The organism is Trinickia sp. EG282A, from assembly GCF_040965455.1.
Classification (GTDB): Bacteria; Pseudomonadota; Gammaproteobacteria; order Burkholderiales; family Burkholderiaceae; genus Trinickia; species Trinickia symbiotica.
Genome location: NZ_JBFRCC010000001.1, coordinates 1055639 through 1075211 on the forward strand (window position 1 = coordinate 1055639; position 19573 = coordinate 1075211).

17 protein-coding genes are annotated in these 19573 nt (G+C 64.4%); 13 read left to right on the forward strand and 4 right to left on the reverse strand.

Annotation, left to right across the window (positions count from 1 at the left end; all coding sequences use genetic code 11):
* The first annotated feature begins 69 nt into the window (after positions 1-69).
* From AB4Y31_RS04900 to AB4Y31_RS04920, 5 genes are all read left to right on the forward strand, one after another.
* The gene (locus tag AB4Y31_RS04900) at positions 70-1470 is read left to right on the forward strand and encodes a sensor histidine kinase N-terminal domain-containing protein (RefSeq protein WP_368672939.1); all 1401 of its coding nucleotides are present in this window, start codon (positions 70-72) and stop codon (positions 1468-1470) included.
* Positions 1467-2141: a response regulator gene (locus AB4Y31_RS04905; RefSeq protein ID WP_026229600.1), complete on the forward strand. Its 675-nt coding sequence runs from the start codon at positions 1467-1469 to the stop codon at positions 2139-2141. The genes AB4Y31_RS04900 and AB4Y31_RS04905 overlap by 4 nt, the downstream gene beginning before the upstream one ends.
* A 171-nt stretch (positions 2142-2312) precedes the next feature.
* Positions 2313-3467 (forward strand): porin, encoded by a 1155-nt coding sequence (locus AB4Y31_RS04910; RefSeq protein WP_368672940.1) that lies wholly within the window; start codon positions 2313-2315, stop codon positions 3465-3467.
* Between the two features lie 94 nt (positions 3468-3561).
* Entirely contained in the window at positions 3562-5187 is a 1626-nt protein-coding gene (locus AB4Y31_RS04915; RefSeq protein ID WP_368672941.1) for a methyl-accepting chemotaxis protein, read from the forward strand.
* A 2-nt stretch (positions 5188-5189) separates the two neighbouring features.
* Positions 5190-5582, forward strand: a complete 393-nt coding sequence (locus AB4Y31_RS04920) for a DUF3579 domain-containing protein (RefSeq protein ID WP_368673450.1) — start codon at positions 5190-5192, stop codon at positions 5580-5582.
* Here AB4Y31_RS04920 and AB4Y31_RS04925 read toward each other — a convergent pair.
* Positions 5546-5908, reverse strand: a complete 363-nt coding sequence (locus AB4Y31_RS04925) for a hypothetical protein (protein ID WP_368672942.1) — start codon at positions 5906-5908, stop codon at positions 5546-5548. The two genes, AB4Y31_RS04920 and AB4Y31_RS04925, sit on opposite strands and share 37 nt — an antisense overlap.
* A gap of 192 nt (positions 5909-6100) precedes the next feature.
* Between AB4Y31_RS04925 and AB4Y31_RS04930 the strand changes: the two genes are divergently transcribed.
* Complete coding sequence (locus tag AB4Y31_RS04930) at positions 6101-6721, forward strand: glutathione S-transferase family protein (RefSeq protein ID WP_368672943.1); 621 nt, start codon at positions 6101-6103, stop codon at positions 6719-6721.
* Between the two features lie 62 nt (positions 6722-6783).
* Complete coding sequence (locus tag AB4Y31_RS04935; protein WP_368672944.1) at positions 6784-7263, forward strand: metallophosphoesterase family protein; 480 nt, start codon at positions 6784-6786, stop codon at positions 7261-7263.
* Between the two features lie 84 nt (positions 7264-7347).
* Here AB4Y31_RS04935 and AB4Y31_RS04940 read toward each other — a convergent pair whose 3' ends face one another.
* Positions 7348-7623: an oxidative damage protection protein gene (locus tag AB4Y31_RS04940; protein WP_026229597.1), complete on the reverse strand. Its 276-nt coding sequence runs from the start codon at positions 7621-7623 to the stop codon at positions 7348-7350.
* Positions 7624-7673: 50 nt separating this feature from the next.
* Positions 7674-9065: an amino-acid N-acetyltransferase gene (gene argA / locus AB4Y31_RS04945; protein WP_026229596.1), complete on the reverse strand. Its 1392-nt coding sequence runs from the start codon at positions 9063-9065 to the stop codon at positions 7674-7676.
* Positions 9066-9087: 22 nt separating this feature from the next.
* Here argA and hrpA point away from each other — a divergent pair, with 22 nt between their 5' ends.
* The 5 genes from hrpA (at position 9088) to AB4Y31_RS04970 (ending at position 17240) form a co-directional block, all read left to right on the forward strand.
* Positions 9088-13212: an ATP-dependent RNA helicase HrpA gene (hrpA, locus tag AB4Y31_RS04950; protein WP_368672945.1), complete on the forward strand. Its 4125-nt coding sequence runs from the start codon at positions 9088-9090 to the stop codon at positions 13210-13212.
* A 135-nt stretch (positions 13213-13347) separates the two neighbouring features.
* On the forward strand, positions 13348-14373 hold the full coding sequence (locus AB4Y31_RS04955) for a beta-propeller fold lactonase family protein (protein ID WP_368672946.1): 1026 nt from the start codon (positions 13348-13350) through the stop codon (positions 14371-14373).
* A gap of 88 nt (positions 14374-14461) precedes the next feature.
* The gene (locus tag AB4Y31_RS04960; RefSeq protein WP_368672947.1) at positions 14462-15451 is read left to right on the forward strand and encodes a sterol desaturase family protein; all 990 of its coding nucleotides are present in this window, start codon (positions 14462-14464) and stop codon (positions 15449-15451) included.
* Between the two features lie 78 nt (positions 15452-15529).
* Complete coding sequence (locus AB4Y31_RS04965; RefSeq protein ID WP_368672948.1) at positions 15530-16405, forward strand: EI24 domain-containing protein; 876 nt, start codon at positions 15530-15532, stop codon at positions 16403-16405.
* A 10-nt stretch (positions 16406-16415) separates the two neighbouring features.
* On the forward strand, positions 16416-17240 hold the full coding sequence (locus tag AB4Y31_RS04970) for a competence/damage-inducible protein A (protein WP_368672949.1): 825 nt from the start codon (positions 16416-16418) through the stop codon (positions 17238-17240).
* A 20-nt stretch (positions 17241-17260) separates the two neighbouring features.
* On the opposite strand, the gene AB4Y31_RS04975 is transcribed toward AB4Y31_RS04970, so the two are convergent.
* A complete protein-coding gene (locus tag AB4Y31_RS04975) occupies positions 17261-17725 on the reverse strand; it encodes a rhodanese-like domain-containing protein (RefSeq protein ID WP_018440263.1) in 465 nt (154 codons plus the stop codon).
* Positions 17726-18147: 422 nt separating this feature from the next.
* On the opposite strand from AB4Y31_RS04975, the gene glnA reads away from it, so the two are divergent.
* Positions 18148-19563, forward strand: coding sequence for a type I glutamate--ammonia ligase (gene glnA, locus AB4Y31_RS04980; RefSeq protein WP_018440261.1), 1416 nt, complete (start codon positions 18148-18150; stop codon positions 19561-19563).
* Positions 19564-19573 lie beyond the last annotated feature (10 nt).

The following is a 19573-nucleotide window of genomic DNA, read 5'->3' on the forward strand; positions in this document are numbered from 1 at the left end:
CGCGATGGCATCACGGCAACCCGCCGGCCACGCGCGCGGCCGTTTGCGTATGCGCGCGAGGAGGGCACGATGATGCCGAGCCTGCGCGCGCGCCTGCTGTTATGGGTGTTGCTGCCGCTTGCCGCGTTCGTTTTCTTGACGGCGTCGCAGGCGTATGAAGCGGCGCGCGAAACCGCGAGCCTCGTTCAGGACAATGCGTTGCTCGCCTCCGCCCGGACGATCGGCGAAGACGTCGGCTGGCAGGACGGGGTGCTGGTCTCCGACATGCCGCCCGCGGCGCTCGAGATGTTCGAATCACCCTATGGCGATCGGGTCTTCTATAAAGTGGCCACGGTCGACCGGCTGCTCGGCGGCTCGCCCGATTTGCCGCTGCCGCAGCGCGCGACAGGCTTCCCGGTGTTTTACGACACGACGATAGACGGTGAGCCGATTCGCGCGGTGGCCTACCAGAGGCATCTTTACGACTCGGGGAGGGCGTACCCGGTGACGGTTGTCGTCGGCAAGACGGAGGCCTCGCGCGAAGCCATGGTGCGAACGCTCTGGCGTCCGCAATTGATCCGCCAGGCGACGATGCTCGCCCTCGCCGTCGCGTTGGTGCTCATCGGCCTGACGAAGGAACTGCGACCGCTGATGAAATTGAAGGACGATGTCGCGGACCGCGAACCGATGGAATTGGAGCCGATCCGCGTCGCTCATCTGCATTCGGAGTTGCGGCCGATCGTCGATGCCATCAATCGATGCATCGCGCGGCTGAAGCTGCATGCGACGCGGCAGCGCCAGTTCATCGCCGATGCGGCGCACCAATTGCGCACGCCGTTGACGCTGCTCGAAACGCAAGTGCAGTACGCATGTCAGCGCGAACCCGTCGATCCTGCCGTCGCCGAAGCCCTCTCGGGCATTCGCCGCACGAGCCGCAATATGATCGATATGACCAACCAGCTGTTGCTGCTGGCGCAAGTGGAGTCCGATGCGCCTGCTGCGGCGCAGCAGCCTGTCGATATGGCCGCCGTCGTTTCCGCGGTGCTCGAGGAGCTCTTGGCGGCCGCGCTGCGGCGCGGCATCGATCTCGGCGCCGAGCTCGGCGAGGGGCTGCTCGTCGCCGGCAACGAAAATTTGCTCGGGGCGCTCGTCGCGAATCTTGTCGACAATGCGGTTCGCTATACGCAAGAGGGCGGTCGCGTGACGGCGGCCTGCCGACGTGAGGACGATACGGTGATACTGGAAGTGATCGACAATGGCCCCGGCATTCCGGCGGAGAACCGCGAGCATGTCTTCGAGCGTTTTTATCGCGGGCGGACCGATGTGGAAGGCACGGGGCTCGGGCTCGCGATCGTGCGGCACATCGCGCAATCGCATAGGGGCACGGTGACGCTCGCGCCGGGACCGGCACGTGTCGGACTCGTCGCGACGGTCCGCTTGCCGGCCTGGCGCGAGGCGGATGCCGCGGCGATTGCGGAGGGATCGGCTTGAGACTTTTACTCGTGGAAGACAGCGCCGAGCTTGCGCACTGGATCGTCAACCTGCTGCGCAGCGAAAACTTCGCGGTCGATTGCGCGCCCGACGGCGAAACGGCCGACGCAATCCTCTCGACTCAGCGTTACGACGTCGTGCTGCTCGATATGCGCTTGCCGCGCATGAGCGGCAAGGACGTGCTCGCTCGTTTGCGGCGACGCGGCGACAATGCGCCGGTGTTGATGCTGACGGCGCACGGCTCGATCGACGACAAGGTCGATTGCTTCAGCGCGGGAGCCGACGACTACGTCGTCAAGCCGTTCGACGCGCGCGAGCTCGTCGCGCGCATCAAAGCGTTGATCCGCAGGCAGTCGGGCGGCAAATCGAAGGCGCTCGTCTGCGGCGATCTTCACTACAACACCGATACGCGCGAATTCAGCCACCACGACGTACCGCTCGTGCTGCGCCGCCGCGAACACGCGATCCTCGAGACGCTGATGCTGCGCCACGGCAAGACCGTGTCGAAGTCCGATCTGATGGAAAGCGTGTACAGCCTCGAGGACGAGGCGAGCGCCGACGCGATCGATATCTACATCCATCGGCTGCGCAAGCACCTGGCGTCGTCGTCCGCGCAGATCATGACGCTGCGCGGGCTGGGCTACATCCTGCGCGCGAAGGAAGACGCGTAGTCGAACGTCGCCGTTGGCGACATCAGTGATATCACTTAGTTGTACTAACGATCCGCGAAAGCGGCGTGAAGGATTCACCCCCGTAGCATCGTCTCCGTTCCGTTCCTAGCCGGGACCGGCGGTCACTCGAAGCTCAGTGCCGCCGCTCAAACAAACAGAAGTTTCCATCGAATGGTTGAGGAGACGAAGGTGAAGAAGACCTATCGTACTTTGGCGGTCGCAGCGGGTGCGTTGGCGGCGGCAGGTGCCGCTCACGCGCAGTCGAGCGTGCAGTTGTATGGGCTCATCGATATGAGCTTCCCCACTTATCAGTCGCACGCGGATGCAAAGGGCAATCACGTTGTCGGCATGGGAATCGGCGGTGAGCCGTGGTTCAGCGGCAGCCGGTGGGGCTTGAGGGGTGCCGAGGATATTGGCGGCGGCTCGAAGATCATCTTTACCCTCGAGAGCGAATACGTCGTCGCGAACGGGGAGGGAGAGGACCTCGACAAGGCCCAGCTGTTCGACCGCGACGCGTGGGTGGGTATCGAAAATCCGACGATCGGTAAGCTGACGGCCGGCTTCCAGAATACGATCGCGCGCGACGCCGCGGCGATTTATGGCGATCCTTACGGCTCCGCTGCTTTGCGGTACGAAGAGGGCGGCTGGACGAATGCGAACAACTTCAAGCAGATGATCTTCTACGCGGCGGGGCCCACCGGCACTCGCACGAGCAATAGCATCGCGTGGAAGAAGTTGTTCAACAACGGCATTTTTGCGAGCGCGGACTACCAATTCAGCAACTCGACGCAGTTTGCCAACGGTTCGGCTTATCAGGTTGCACTGGGTTACAACGGCGGCCCTTTCAACGTGTCGGGCTTCTATAACCACGTCAATCACCTCGGGTTCACGAATCAGACCTGGTCGATCGGCGGCAACTATACGTTCGGCATCTTCCGGTTCAACACGGGCTACTTCCACTACCTCGGAGAGCAAGGCGCGCTCGCCGACCGGCACGACGACGCCTGGACCGTTTCGTTCAAGATTGCACCGAAGGGTGCGCTCGACTACGAGCTCGGCTACCAGCAGATGCGCGTGCATGACGCCGCTTACACCAGCGACGGCTTCATCCCGAACGCGAACATGGGCACGCCCGATCTGACCACGGGCCTCCATAACGGCTTCAAGGAAACGCTTTACGGTTCGATCTTCTATCACCTTTCGAAGCGCACCGAGCTCTATCTCGCCGGCGACTACATGAGGCTGCACGGCGGCTATACGGTCAGCTCGACGAACGGCGCGACGAATCAGGTCGAGCTCACGACGGGTATCCGTACACGGTTCTAACCGGCCAGGCAGACTTCGAGACGAGCCGTCGCAAGACGGCAATGACGGGCGGCGGCGAACCTATTCGCCCGCCGCCTTTTTTTCGGGGAGCGGCATGATGGGCAACATCAGCATTCGGAGCGCATTGGCCTCGACGATCGCGGGCTACACGGGCGCGCTCGTGCTCGTGATCGCGGCGTCCGTCACCGTGTTGAACGAGTCCAACAGCGCGCTCGAAAAGATCTACAGCGACGAGACGGCCGCGCTCACCCATCTCGGTGACAGCAACGAGGCGCTGCTGCAGGCGCGCGTGGACCTCGGCGCTTACGAGACGCTCGTCGCGCAGGGCAAGCCGACGGACGCCGTCCTCGCGCGAATCCATGGCTTGATTGCCGGCAGCGACCGGGAATACGCGGCATATGGCTCGCGGCCGATCTCGGGCGATGCCGAGGCCTCGCTCGCAAAGGCGCTTGCCGCCGTGCGCGAGCAGTGGATCAGGCAGGTGCTGAAGCCGGAGGTCGCCGCGCTCGATCAGGATGACTTCGCCTCGTTCCGGTCAGTCGAACGCGCGGAACCGGAGGCGCTCTTCGCCGACTACAAGAAGGCAGTGCACGAGATGCAGGCGTTTCAGGTGCATGAGCAGCGCGTGCATTTCGAAGATGCGCAGCGGCGCTTCGGCGCGTTGCTGTGGCTCTTCGCCGCGGTCGGCGCCGCATCGATCGCTATCGGCTGCGTCGCGTTGCGCCTTTTGAGCCGCTCCGTCATCAAACCGATCGACGGGGCCATTCTTCATTTCGAGCGAATCGCGTCAGGCGATCTGTCGTCGACGGTGGAGACCTCGCGATTCGGCGAGACCGGCCGGCTGCTCGCCGCGCTTGCGCGCATGCAGGCAAGCCTCGTCGCGACGGTCAAGCGAGTCCGCGAGGGCACGGCGGAGATTCGGCACGGCGTACACGATATCGCGAGCGGCAACGCGGATCTCTCCGCACGCACCGAGCAGCAGGCGGCCACGCTCGAGGAGACCGCGGCAAGCCTCGAAGAGTTGACGAGCACGGTGCGACAGAACGCGGAGCATGCCCATCATGCGAGCGCGCTCGCCGATACGGCATCGGCAACGGCGGCGCGGGGCGGCGAGGTGGTCGGCGAAGTCGTCGAAGCGATCGCCGAGATGGCCGCCGAATCCGAGCACATCGTCGACATCATCGGGGCCATCGAAGCCATCGCGTTTCAGACTAACATCCTCGCGCTCAACGCGGCGGTCGAAGCTGCGCGCGCGGGTGAGGAGGGGCGCGGCTTCGCCGTCGTCGCGGGCGAGGTCCGCGCACTGGCGCAGCGCTCGGCGGCCGCCGCGAAGGAGATTCGCTCGCTGATCGGCAACTCCGTCTCGAAGGTGCAAAACGGCACCGAGCTCGCGGCGCGCGCACGCGTCACGATGGACGAGATCGTGCAAGCCGCTCGCGAGGTGACGGCCATCATCGGCGAAATCAGCGCCGCTTCCGAACATCAATCGAGAGGCATCGAGGAAATCAATCGCGCCGTCGCGCAAATGGATCGCGCGACTCAGCAAAATGCCGCGCTCGTCGAGCAAGCGGCTGCGGCGGCTCAATCGCTCGAAGAGCAAGCTCGTCTGCTCGACGAAACGGTGGCCGTTTTTCGCTTGCGCGCCGAGGGCGGCGAGGGGACTAGCGGCCATCCGGCAGAAGAGCGGCTCACGATCGCGCCCTCGGCGGCGCACGCATGAACATGAGGATGGGCGTGAGCGCGAGCACGAGCACGAGCATGATCGATGGCCGAGCCGCTTTGCACCTGATACGCGGCGTGACCAATGGCGGCAAGGTGTTCCGCCCCAGCGATTGGCCGGAGCGTCTCGCCGGTGTGATTGCGCTCTTCGTCCGTGAGAAGAAGCCCGCCGTCGGGCTTGCGGCCTATTCGTTCGCCGTGCCGCTCGTTGAGGAGGGCGTCAGATGCTTGAGCGTGGCCCCGGAGCTGGCGTCGGTCTGCCCGGAAGCGTTCGATTTCGTCATTCGATTCGCCGCCGACAACGCATTGCCTGTGCAAACGCGTTATCGGGCGGGCAGCAGCAGCGCTGGCAAGACTAATCAGGCCGCTGCGCAGACCACGTGCGGCGCCGTGTAAGAGGTCGGATAACCGGATGTCGGGCCGCTCAGAAGGCGCAGAGGCTGCGTGGCCAGAACGTCGGCTTGGCGTTGCTCGGTCGTGCTGAGCGCGGCAGCGGCGACGCCTTCGGGCAGCGGCTCGTTGACGGCGCAAGAGAGAGTCTTGCCGTCGGGGAGCTGAACCGTCGTCGTATAGACAGAATCGGGCGCCGGTCCGGTGAAGGCGAAGTTCGGGTCCGTTGCGGTATAGGTCCAAGCGGGGGGCGTCTCAGCGAACGCGAAGTTCGCGTCAACGCAGACGAAAGCGGCAGCGGCGGCGAAGAAAGTCAAGGATCGAGTTGACATGATGCGTCCTCCTGATGGTGGATACGCATCGGTTAGACCCGGGGCGCCAAGCCCGATTGCGCCGCGCTGAGAAAGACTGCTTTGTGAGATGCGGCGTTGCGCCACTGATCGCTCGGCGCAAAAAATGCGTTTCACAAGTCGCCGATCCGCTGCTAGAGTCGATATCCCTTTTTCTTCCGACGAGAGGTATCGATGCAGCTGATTGGCATGCTGGATTCCCCCTACGTGCGCCGCGTGGCGATTTCGTTGGCGTTGCTCGGCATCGAGTTCGAGCATCGATCCGTGTCGGTATTCCGGCACTTCGATGAATTCGCGGCGGTGAATCCTGTCGTCAAGGCGCCGACGTTGATCGAGGACAGCGGTCCGTTGCTCATCGACTCGAGCCTGATCCTCGACCATCTCGATCACAAGGTCGCGCCCGAAAAGCGGCTGATGCCGCAGGAGGCGGCTGAACGCCAGCGCGCCCTGCATCTGATCGGATTCGCGCTTGCCGCCGCCGAAAAGACCGTCCAAATCGTCTACGAGAAGGAGCTGCGGCCCGCCGACAAGCAGCACCAGCCGTGGCTCGACCGCGTGAATCTCCAGCTTGCCGCCGCTTACGACACGCTCGAGCGCGAAGTGGCTGCCGGCGGCGCGACGGAGTGGTTGATGGGAGAACGGATCATGCAGCCGGACGTGACGGTGGCCGTCGTCTGGCGCTTTACGCAGTTCATTCTGCCCGGCAAAGTCGATCCTGCCCGCTATCCGGCGCTGGCCCGCCTTTCCGGGCGCGCCGAGGCGCTGCCGGCGTTCGTCGCCACGCCGCTCGAGTGATTCGATGCGTCGTTGATCGATCGACATGTACTCCGTGGCAACGGCGGCGCCATAATGATGGCATGAACCCCGCTCGCGCCACGGTCCGGATCGGCCTCATCTCGGACACGCACAACCTCTTGCGGCCGGAAGCCCTGGAATGGCTTGCCGGTTGCGAGGCGATCGTGCATGCCGGCGATGTCTGCGCGCCCCACGTTCTGCAGGCGCTGACTTCCATCGCGCCTGTGACGGCCGTGCGCGGCAACAACGACATCGGCTCCTGGGCGGATGTCCTGCCCGGCGAAACGACCCTCGCTGTCGCCGGAATCGCGATCCATATCGTTCACGACCTCGCCGATCTCAGCGTCGATCCGCGCGCGGAAGGGATCGACGTCGTCGTGACCGGGCATTCCCACAAGCCGTGCGTCGAGATGCGCGACGGCGTTCTCTTCGTCAATCCGGGCAGTGCCGGCCCGCGCCGCTTCAAGCTGCCGATATCGGCCGGGATGCTGCTCGTCGAAAGCGGGCGGCCGCGCGCCGAGCTGCGAACGCTCGTCGGGTAAACGCCAAAAAGCAAAGCCGGCGCGCGGAGTCTCCGCGAACCGGCTTACGTTCGATCCGATGCGTTTCGGATGGATGCTTGCCTGTCAGCCTTGCGTCGGCGGCACGTAACCCGATGCCTGGTCGGCGCCTTCGCCGAAGAAAAACTTTTCGGTCTGCTTCATCAGATACTGTCGCGCGCGAGGATCGGCCATGTTCAGCCGGTTTTCGTTGATGAGCATCGTCTGATGCTTGAGCCAGGCCTGCCACGCTTCTTTCGAGACGTTCTCGTAGATGCGCTTGCCGAGTTCGCCCGGAAGCGGCGGAAAATCGAGGCCTTCGGCTTCCTTGCCGAGCTTTGCGCATTGAACCATGCGGGTCATCGTCAGTTTCTCCTGATCCTGATAGTCGATTGTGGGGCGGGCGCAGCGTGTCAGAGCTGTTTCATCAGCACGAGCGACTTGCGCTGCCAGTTGTAGAGGCGCCGGCGATCCTCGGGCAGATCGTCCACGCTGGCCTTCATGAAGCCGCGCTTCAGGAACCAGTGTTCCGTGCGCGTCGTCAGCACGAAAATGCGCGTCAAGCCGCGTGCCCGCGCGCGTTGCTCGATGCGCTTGAGCAATCGCTCGCCGTCGCCCTGGCCCTGCGCATCGGGCGCGATCGTCAGGCACGCCATCTCGCCGATGCGCTCCTGCGGATAGGGATAGAGCGCCGCACAGCCGAACAGCACACCGTCGTGCTCGATGACCGAGAAGTGGTCGATATCGCGCTCGATCTGGTGACGGCCGCGCTTGACGAGCGTGCCGTCGGACTCGAGCGGCTCGATCAGCGTCAAGATGCCGCCGACGTCGTCCGGTGTCGCTTCGCGCAGGCTCTCGAGGTTCTCGTACGAGATCATCGTGCCGACGCCGTCGTGCAGGAAGAGCTCGAGCAGCAAGCTGCCGTCGAGCGAGTAGGGGATCAGATGCGCGCGCGGGACGCCGCCGCGGCATGCACGCACGGCATGCTTCAGATAGAACGCCGCATCGCCTTTGATTTCGCCGCTGTCGTTCAGGCGGTACGCCTCATCGAGCGACATCTCGCGCACAAGGTCGCCGCTTTCGTCGAGAATGCCGGCCGTTTCGGTTAGGAAGATGATCTTGTCGGCGCGCAACGCGATCGCGGCGGCCGACGCGACGTCTTCCATCGACAGATTGAACGCTTCACCCGTCGGCGAGAATCCGAGCGGCGAAAGCAGAACGATCTTGCGGCTCGCGAGCGAGTGCCGGATCGATTCGGCATCGATCTTGCGAACGAGGCCCGTATGAGCGAAATCGACGCCGTCGAGAATGCCGACGGGCCGTGCCGTGACGAAGTTGCCCGACACGACGCTGATATGCGCGTGAGCCATCGGGGTGTTCGGCAGCCCCTGGCTGATCGCCGCCTCGATGTCGAGCCGCACTTCGCCCGCGGCTTCCTTCGCCGATTCGAGCGCGCGCGCATCCGTGATGCGCATGCCGTGCGAGAACTCCGAGTTCACGCCGTGCAGGCTCATCTGCTCTTCGACCTGCGGACGCGATCCGTGCACGAGCACGATCTGGATGCCCATCGCCTGCAGCAGGGCGACATCGGACACGAGCGCGTTCAAGAGACCCTGATGAACGACCTCGCCGCCAAAACCGACGACAAACGTCTTGTTACGGAACGCGTGAATGTATGGCGCGACGGAGCGCATCCAGTCGACGAACTGCGCGTGGTCGGAATCGGGCTGCGCCGCCGCGGGCCGGTTGGCGAGGGGCTCCTGCGGCGCGTCCTGTGGGGAGACGAGGTCGGTTTGAGCATTCATGCCGGGATTATAATGCGCCCCCATGTCGAACGTACCCAATAGTCCGGCCGCCGCCGACGGGAAACCGCCGCGCGCTTCGCAGCGTTCGCGTCCGGACCGCGCACCCGGCCCGCGCGCCGCGCAGATTCCGCCCAACCCCGTTCCGCCGATCGAGTTTCCCGCCGAGCTGCCTGTGTCCGCGCGGCGCGACGAAATCGCGCGCGCGATCCGCGACAATCAGGTCGTGATCGTGTCCGGCGAGACGGGGTCGGGCAAAACGACGCAACTGCCCAAGATCTGTCTCGCGCTCGGGCGCGGACGCGGCGCGGGCGGCGCCGGTCTGATCGGGCACACGCAGCCGCGCCGCATCGCGGCGTCCGCGACGGCGAGGCGTATTGCGGAAGAGCTCGGCACGCCGTTCGGCGAGGTGGTCGGCTACAAGGTCCGCTTCACCGACAATCTGGCGCCGGGCGCCTCCGTCAAGCTGATGACCGACGGCATTCTGCTCGCCGAGACGCAGGCCGACCCGCTGTTGCGGGCATACGACACGATCATCATCGACGAGGCCCACGAGCGCAGTCTCAACATCGATTTCCTGCTCGGCTATCTGAGGGAGATTCTGCCGAAGCGGCCCGAGCTCAAGCTGATCGTCACTTCGGCCACGATCGACGCCGAACGTTTCGCGCGCCACTTCGGCGCGGGCGACCGGTCCGCCCCCATCATCGAGGTGAGCGGGCGCCTTTACCCGGTCGAGATTCGCTACCGTCCGATCGACGATGGCTCGGCATCGACAAAAACGGCCGATGCCGGCTCGCCGCGCGCGGCCAAGGCAGCGGCGGAGGGCGCGAAGAGCGAGCGTGCGGCGGCTCGCGAAGCCCAGCGCGAGGCGACGGAAGCCATCGTCGACGCCGTCGACGAGCTCACTCGCGAGGGAGGGGGCGACGTGCTCGTCTTCCTGCCGGGCGAGCGCGAGATTCGCGATACGGCCGAGGCGCTGAGGAAGCACCATCCGCCGCATACGGAGATTTTGCCGCTCTTCGCGCGGCTGTCGGCCGCCGAGCAGGCGCGCGTGTTCAAGCCGTCGAACGTGCGCCGCATCGTGCTGGCGACGAACGTCGCCGAAACGTCGCTGACGGTACCGGGCATCCGTTACGTCGTCGATACAGGTCTCGCGCGCGTGAAGCGCTATTCGTACCGGAACAAGGTGGAGCAGCTCCAGGTCGAGCCCATTTCCCAAGCGGCCGCGAACCAGCGCGCGGGGCGCTGCGGCCGCGTGGCCGACGGCATCTGCATTCGCCTTTACGACGAAACCGATTTTCAGGCGCGCCCGCGCTTCACGGATCCCGAGATTTTGCGCTCGTCGCTCGCATCGGTGATTCTGCGCATGAAGTCGCTGCACCTGACGGCGATTGAGACGTTCCCTTTCATCGAGCCTCCGCCGGGACGCGCCATCGCCGACGGTTATCAGCTCCTCAACGAGCTCGGCGCCGTCGACGACGAAAATGCGCTGACGCCGCTCGGCAAGGAACTCGCGCGGCTGCCGCTCGATCCGCGCGTCGGCCGCATGATCCTCGCCGCGCGCGATCTCGGCTCCCTGGGCGAGGTGCTCGTGATCGCGAGCGCGCTGTCGGTGCAAGATCCGCGCGAACGCCCCGTCGACGCGCAGGAGCAGGCGGACCAGGCCCACAAGCGCTTTGCCGACGAGCGCTCCGAGTTTTTGCAATGGCTCAAGATCTGGCGCTGGTTCGGCGAAGCCGTCGAGCACAAGAAGTCGAACCGCCAGCTCGCGGACGCCTGCCGCGAGCATTTCCTCTCGCACGTGCGGCTGCGCGAGTGGCGTGATGTCCACTCGCAACTGCTGACGGTTGTGCGCGAGCACGGTTGGCGCATCGGTGACAGCGAAGCGACATACGAGCAAGTGCACCTCGCGCTGATGACGGGGCTCTTCGGCAACCTGGGCTTGAAAGCGGACGACGAGCCGCATTATCTCGGCGCGCGCGGCATCAAGTTTTTCCTCTGGCCCGGCTCGACGCTCGCGAAGAAGGCGGGGCGCTGGGTCATGGCGGCCGAGCTCGTCGAGACGAGCCGTCTTTACGCGCGCTGCCTCGCGAAGGTCGAGCCGGAATGGATCGAAAAAGTCGGCGCGCACCTGCTGAAGAAGTCGCTCTCGGAGCCGCATTGGGAAAAGCGCGCCGCTCAGGTGACCGCGTTCGAGCGGGCGACTCTGTATGGGTTGCCTGTCTACCAGCGCCGGCGTGTCGCGTTCGGTGCGCAGGATCCGGCCCGCGCGCGCGAACTCTTCATTCGCGGGGCGCTCGTCGAAGGCGAGTTCGACACGAAGCTGGCTTTCTTCGCGCACAATCGCAAGCTGCTCGCCGACATCGAGCAGCTCGAGCACAAATCGCGTCGCCAGGACGTCCTCGTCGACGACGAGCTCATCTTCGCCTTCTATGACGAGGTGCTTCCGGCCGGCATCTATACCGGCGCGGCATTCGAGCGGTGGTATCGCAACGAGGTCAAGAAGAGCGGGCAGCCCGAGGACAAGCTGCGCTTGCTGTATCTGTCCCGCGACGACCTGATGCGGCATGAAGCGGCCGGTATCACGACCGACCTCTTTCCGAAGCGCCTCGCGATGGCGGGCATCGAGATGGGCGTTTCCTATCATTTCGAGCCAGGCTCCCCCCGCGACGGGGTGACGCTCGCCGTGCCGCTTTACGCACTGAATCAAGTCGACGCGCGGCGGACCGAATGGCTCGTGCCGGGTATGGTGAAGGAGAAAGTGCAGCTGCTCTTGAAGTCGCTGCCGCAGAAGCTGCGCCGGCATTGCGTGCCGCTGCCCGAGTACGCGGCGGGTTTCGTCGAGCGCAATGAGACTCGTTTCGGAGCGACTGGTCTCGTCGATGCGCTCATCGCCGACGTAAGAGAGACGACGCAAGTTGCGCTGAAAGCGACCGACTTCAAGCTCGAGACGTTGCCCGCGCATCTTTTCATGAACTTCAAGGTCGTCGACGAGCATGGGAGGCAGCTCGCGATGGGGCGCAATCTTGCGCAACTGCGCGGCGAGCTCGGCGGCGAGGCGCAGCGGCAGTTCCAGAAGCTCGCGGCGCGAGCCTCGGTCGTGGGCGGGGCAGATGTAGCGGCCCCGCAGCCAGGCGCACGCGCGGAACCCGGCGGGACGGCGGCAGCCATTCAAGGGGGCGGCGGCACCGCGCGCCCGCCAGGCGCCGCAGCGGACGCAGCGCCGGCCCGCTTGGCACCCGGAGCGCAGCCGACGCGAGTCGGCGAAGGCGGCGAGGGCGGAGGCACTGCGACCGCGCTTTACGAGAACCTGACGACCTGGAACTTCGGCAAGCTGCCCGAGCTGCTCGAGATCCGGCGCGGCGGCCAGACGCTTTTCGGCTATCCGGCCCTGGTCGACCGGACGACGCACTGCGACGTCGAAGTGTTCGACTCGCCCGAGGAGGCGGCGCGCATTCATCGCGCCGGTCTGCGGCGGCTCTTCGCGCTGCAGTTGCGCGAGCCGATCAAGTATCTGGAGAAGAACCTGCCCGGCCTGCGTGAAATGGCGTTGCAGTTCATGCCGCTCGGCACGCAGGAGATGCTGCGCGATCAATTGATCGAGACCGCGCTCGATCGCGCGTGCCTGCGGGAGCCGCTACCCGACGACGATACGAGCTTTCACGCGCGCCGCGACGAGGGCAAAAGCCGGCTGTCGCTGCTTGCGCAGGAGATCGCGCGTCTCGTCGGGCAGATCCTCGCCGAGTATTCGGCGGCGACGAAAAAGCTCGCCCAAGCGAAGTCTCAAGCCGCGGCGCACGCCGATATGCAGCAGCAGCTTCAGGCCCTCATCGGCAAGCGTTTCGTCGTCGACACGCCCTACGCGCAGCTCGCGCACTTCCCGCGCTACCTGAAGGGCATTGCGCTGCGCATCGACAAGCTGAAGGCGGACCCGGCCCGCGACGCACGCCAGCTCGCGGAGTTGCAGCCGTTGCTTACGCAATATCAAAGAGCGCAGTCGGCGCGTGGCGGCGTGGCCGACGCGCGGCTCGCGGAATTTCGCTGGCTGCTCGAGGAATTGCGTATTTCGCTGTTCGCGCAGGAACTGCGGACACCGATGCCGGTCTCCATCAAACGTCTGCACAAAGTCTGGGAGTCGATGCAGCGTTGATATGGGTCATATCGGCGCTTGATTTTGCGTTTATGATTCGCCGTTGCCCGCGCCAGCGTTTTTCTCGCGCGGCGGTCAACCGCCCGGACTACGCAAGCGTTCTAGCATGAGCGTCGGCCTTCTCATCGAGTTCACATGCACCAGAATTTCCTCTCCCGCGCGAAGGGCGCGAGCGGCGTGCTCGCCGCGGCGCTTTTTGCCTCGCTCGCCGTCGGTTTTTCTCCGGCCGCACGCGCCGATAATGTCATCGTGCTCAATTCGGCCGAAGCGACGCTCTCGCTCGTGAACGAAGCGACGCACCAGGTGATCGGCACGATTCCGACGGGCAAGGAGCCGCACCATCTCATGGCGACGCCCGACAACAAGTTGCTGATCGTCGCGGATTCCGTCTCGAACGACCTGATGTTCCTCGATCCGAAGACGGGCAAAGTGCAAAGCAGGCTGGAAGGAATCGAGGATCCCTATCAGCTCGGTTTCTCGCCCGACGGCAACTGGTTCGTCACGACGGGGCTGCGGCTCGATCGGCTCGACGTCTATCACCGCGACCCGCGCACGAACGCGCTGACGCTCGCGAAGCGCCTGCCGCTCGCGACGATGCCGAGCCACATGGCGTTCAGCAACGACAGCCGGACCGTCTTCGTCACGCTTCAGATTTCGGGCGAGGTGGCCGCCGTCGATCTGCCGACGCAGACCGTGCTTTGGAAAATGCACGTCGGCAAGACGCCCGCGGGACTCTGGATGACGCCCGCCGACAAATATCTGCTCGTCGGCATGACGGGCGAGGACGATGTCGCCGTCCTCGACTGGCGTCACCAGACCGTCGTCAAGCGCATCCATACGGGTGCCGGCGCGCACAACTTCCGCTCGCTCGACGACGGCCGCCACATTGCCGTGACGAACCGCGTCGCGAGTACCATCAGCATCCTCGACGAAGACACGCTGACGAACGTCGGCGACATTACGGGCCTGTTGCCCGGTCCGGACGACATGGAGCTTTCGGCCGACAAGCGCTATCTCTGGGTCACGTTCCGCTTCGCGAAACACGTCGGGATCATCGACCTGACGACGAAAAAGCTCGTGCAGACGATCGCGGTCGGGCGCTCGCCGCACGGAATCTATTTCTTCGATCGCGCACCGGTGACGGCACCCAACGGCGCGTAGCGTCGAGACGGTCAAAGTCGAAGGTCGAAAGTTTGCAAGATCGAAAGACGAACGACGAGAGAAAAACGGATAAGAGGCGCACGATTCCATGCTTCATCTGATCACGGCTCCGCTCGATACGCTGGTCTCGACGCTGCAGACCTGGGTCTACATTCACGCGGTGCAGCCACTTCTTTTCAAGTTCGGCTGGATGGACTACGACGAGGATTCCTACGATGCGCTCTATCCCGTCATCGTCGGTTTCCTGACCATCGTCGCGATGTACTTGCTGCTGAGGCCGCTCGAGGCGCTACGGCCCGTCGAGCGTTGGCAAACCCGCAGGGCCGTGCGTGTCGACATCTTCTATACGTGGATCAGCAAGCTTGGCCTCTTCAATCTGTTTTTCTTTCTGGCGTTCCAGCCCCTTTTCGACAATCTGCAGGTTTGGCTGCGCTACCGCAACATCGACAACCTTAACTTCGACAATCTGTGGCCGGGCGTGACCTCGCAGCCGCTTGTCGCGTTTGCAATCTACTTCGTCGTGCTCGACTTTGCCGGCTACTGGTATCACCGCTGGCAGCATCGATTCGGCGTCTGGTGGGAACTGCATGCCGTGCATCACAGCCAACGCCAGATGTCGCTCTGGTGCGACGATCGCAATCACCTGCTCGACGATGTGATCCAGGCCGGCTTTTTCGCCGCGATCGCGCTCGCGATCGGCGTGGCGCCGACGCAGTTCGTCGTGCTGTCGGCCGTCACGAATTTCCTGCAGAGCATTCAGCACGTCAACGCGCGGCTCGAGTACGGGTGGCTGCTCGAACGCTTCATCGTGAGCCCGACGTTCCATCGGCGCCACCATGCCGTAGGCTACGGGCATGAGGGCACCGCGTACGGCTGCAACTTCGGCGTCGTCTTCCCGTGGTGGGATATGCTGTTCAAGACGGCCTCGTGGAATCGCACACCGGAGCCGACGGGTATTCGCCAGCAGATCGAAGGTGAATCGTATGGAGAGGGTTTTCTATCGCAGCATTGGCTTGCTTTCGTGCGGATCGCCCGGCGGCTTTCGTCCGCGCGCAGCGGCGACGCGGCGGCGCTTTGAGAGCGGCTTTGAGAGCCGCCTTGAGAACCGCTTCGAGAACTCGTTGACGGCCCCCGGGCCGGCCAGCCGGAAACGCCGATGAACGACCTGCTGCGCGCATTCGTTCGGGCCGTCGCGAGCATGCTCCATCCCCGCATGCTCTGGCTCACCTTCATGCCGTTTTTCGTCGCGGCGCTCGGGTGGGGCGTCGTCTTCTGGTTCACGTGGCAGGACCTGGTTGGGACGGTGCGCGCCTGGCTCGCCGGCTCGACGTTCGGCACGACGCTCTTTCACGCGTTCGATTGGGTGGGATTCACGGCGCTTCATGCGGCGATCGCGCCGTTCATCGTCATCGCCATGGCGATTCCGCTGATCGTCGTGACCGTGCTGCTTCTCATCGCGACGATCTCGATGCCGCTCGTGGTGCGCCAGTTGTCGGCGCGTCGTTTCGCCTCGCTCGAGCAGCGCCGGGGCGGCACTTGGTACGGCAGCCTCGTCTACGCGCTCGCGACGACTTTCATCTGCCTCACGCTGACGATTGTCACGCTGCCGCTCTGGCTGATACCGCCGTTGTTCGCCTTCATTCCTCCGCTGCTCTGGGGATGGCTCACCTACCGGGTGATGACCTACGACGCCCTCGCGCTGCATGCGAGCCGCGCGGAGCGCATCGCGTTGATGCGCCGCCACCGGTGGCCGCTCCTTGCGATCGGCGTCGCGAGCGGATTGATGAGCACGTTGCCGACACTGATTTGGGCCTGGTCGCTCTGGCTCATTGTGCTCTTTCCCGTGATCGCGGCGGCGACGATCTGGATCTATGCGGCGATCCTCGTTTTTTCGGCACTCTGGTTCGGACACTATTGCCTGCACGCGCTGCAGGTCATGCGCGACGAAGCCGGTCAGGGCATGTCCGGCCCCACGAGGCACTTGCCGTCGTCACAATCATCGACGACCATGGACGATCTTCATTCCTCTTGAGGCGGCGGCCATGGCATTTGGCGTCATCATCATCGGCGACGAGATCCTGTCCGGCAGGCGGAGCGACAAGCATCTGCCGAAGGTCATCGAGCTCTTGAACGCTCGCGGGCTTGCGCTGGCCTGGGCCGAGTATGTCGGTGACGACCCCGAACGGATTACGGCCACGCTCGCACGCACGTTCGCTTCGGGCGACATCGTCTTTTCGACGGGAGGCATCGGCGCGACGCCGGACGACCACACGCGCCAATGCGCGGCGAAGGCGCTTTCCGTGCCGCTCGAGCTTCATCCGGAGGCGGCGGAGCTCATTCGCCAACGGATTCTCGAGATGCATGCGGCGGCGGGAACGCCCGTCGATCTCGAGGCGCCCGACAACAAACACCGATTCAACATGGGCGTGTTTCCGCGCGGGGCGTCGATCATTCCGAACGGCTACAACAAGATCCCGGGGTTTTCGGTCGGCGATCACCACTTCGTGCCGGGTTTTCCGGTGATGGCCTGGCCGATGATCGAATGGGTGCTCGATACGAAGTACGCGCACCTGCATCATCAGGTGCCGCGCGCCGAGCGTTCGCTGCTCGTCTTCGAGCTGATGGAATCGACGCTCACGCCGTTGATGGAGAAGATCGAGACGGACTTTCCGGGCGTGCGCGTGTTCAGCTTGCCGAGCGTCGGCGACGCCGAGCGCGGCGGCGTGTTTGCGCGCAGGCACATCGATCTCGGCGTGAAAGGCGAGCCGGAGGCCGTGGCGGCCGCCTACGTCAAGCTACGCGAGGGCGTCCATCTGCTCGGCGGCGATATCGTCGAGCCGGAAACGCCGCGTCTCGAAGGGCAATAACCCGGCAAGGCGGCGCGCCGTCAGGCGCCGATCCACGGCAGGCCGCGGTAGCACCATCCTTCGAACGTCTTGCGATGACCGCTCCCGTCCTTGCCGCCTTCGAATCCTTCGAGGATGTCGAATGCTTTCGTGAATCCAGCATGATGCGCCGCAACGGCGGCTAGTTTCGAGCGGGCCGCGCTGCGGCACAAGAAGAGTACGGGAGCATCGGCTGATGCGAAGCCTCGCAGTTGCTCGATGAACTCGGGATTCGGGATACCGCCGGGGTAGCGCGTCCATTCGACGTGAACGTATTGGCCGTCGCCGACGATGGGCCTGCCTACCCAGTCGAGTTCCGCGCGCGTGCGTACGTCGACGAGGCGCGCCGCCGGATCGAGTTGCATGAGCTCGAACGCTTCGGCGGGCGAGAGCGCCCCCGCGTAGGGCAACTGGCTTTCGGTGCGGCGCTTGTCGGCCTGCGCCAGGATTTGTTCGAGCGTGCTCATCCTACGGGTTCCTCCACAAGAAAGACACATTCTAGCGCCACCCTTTCAAGGCGGACCGTCGGCACGAGCGGGATGCATGAAATCGCGCCGGCGTCCCAAAACGGTGCAAAATGTCTTGCGGTGCACCGTTTCGGCTCGCCGTCAGTCGACTCGCAGCTGGCGTGCACCATTTATGTGCATCTCGCGTGAAAGCGGCGGAGCCGGTATGCCTGGCGGTGCACGGCCGCGTTCCACTGAGGGGCGCGCGCTCGCCGACGCTCGAGAGTGCCCGCTACCCCGAACGCGGGGGGTTGAGCAACTGGCATGAAAGATGCTCTAATCGCCCGCGTTTCGCTCGAACGCCGGCTTGCGGCATCGGCAGTCAGTCGAAGCGGGCACGAAGAAGCGAAGAACCGCCGAACCTATCAAATGGAGAAGAGGATATGAGTAAAACCGTGGCCGACGTCATGCAGCTCGTCAAGGACGAGGACGTCAAGTTTGTGGACTTTCGCTTCACCGATACGCGCGGCAAGGAGCAGCACGTCTCCGTTCCCCTGTCGGCGTTCGAAGAAGACAAGTTCGAAAGCGGCCATGCGTTCGACGGTTCCTCGATTGCCGGCTGGAAGGGCATCGAAGCCTCGGACATGTTGCTCCTGCCGGATCCCAACACGGCATTCATCGATCCGTTCTACGAAGAGCCCACGCTGGTTCTGACCTGCGACGTCATCGAGCCGTCCGACGGCAAGGGCTACGAACGCGATCCGCGCTCGCTCGCGAAGCGCGCCGAAGCGTATCTGAAGAGCACGGGCCTCGGTGACACGGCCTTCTTCGGTCCGGAGCCCGAGTTCTTCATTTTCGACTCGGTCCAGTGGAGCGCCGACATGTCGGGCTGCTTCGTGAAGATCGGCTCGGACGAGGCCTCGTGGTCGTCGGGCAAGGAGTTCGAAGGCGGCAATCCGGGTCACCGTCCGTCCGTGAAGGGCGGCTACTTCCCCGTCGCTCCGGTCGATTCGTTCCAGGACATGCGCTCGGAAATGTGTCTGCTGCTCGAGCAGATCGGCATTCCCGTCGAAGTCCATCACCATGAAGTGGCCGGCGCCGGCCAGAACGAAATCGGCACGAAGTTCTCGACGCTCGTGCAGCGCGCCGACTGGACGCAGCAGCTCAAGTACATCGTCCAGAACGTCGCGCACACGTACGGCAAGACGGCGACGTTCATGCCGAAGCCCGTCGTGGGCGACAACGGCTCGGGCATGCACGTGCACCAGTCGATCTGGAAGGACGGCCAGAACCTGTTCGCGGGCAACGGCTACGCAGGCCTCTCCGAGTTCGCGCTGTTCTACATCGGCGGCATCATCAAGCATGCTCGCGCGCTCAACGCGATCACGAACCCGGGCACGAACTCGTACAAGCGTCTCGTGCCGCACTTCGAAGCGCCCGTGAAGCTCGCTTACTCGGCGCGTAACCGTTCGGCTTCGATCCGCATTCCGCACGTCTCGAATCCGAAGGGTCGCCGTATCGAAACGCGCTTCCCGGATCCGCTCGCGAATCCGTACCTCGCGTTCTCGGCGCTGATGATGGCCGGCCTCGACGGCGTGCAAAACAAGATCCATCCGGGCGAAGCTGCCGACAAGAATCTGTACGACCTGCCGCCGGAAGAAGACGCGAAGATCCCGACCGTCTGCGCAAGCCTCGATCAGGCGCTCGACGCACTCGACAAGGATCGCGAGTTCCTCACGCGTGGTGGCGTGTTCACGGACGGCATGATCGACGCTTACCTGGAACTCAAGGAAGGCGAACTGCAGCGATTCCGCATGACGACGCACCCGGTCGAGTTCGACATGTACTACTCGCTCTAAGCCGTGCGAT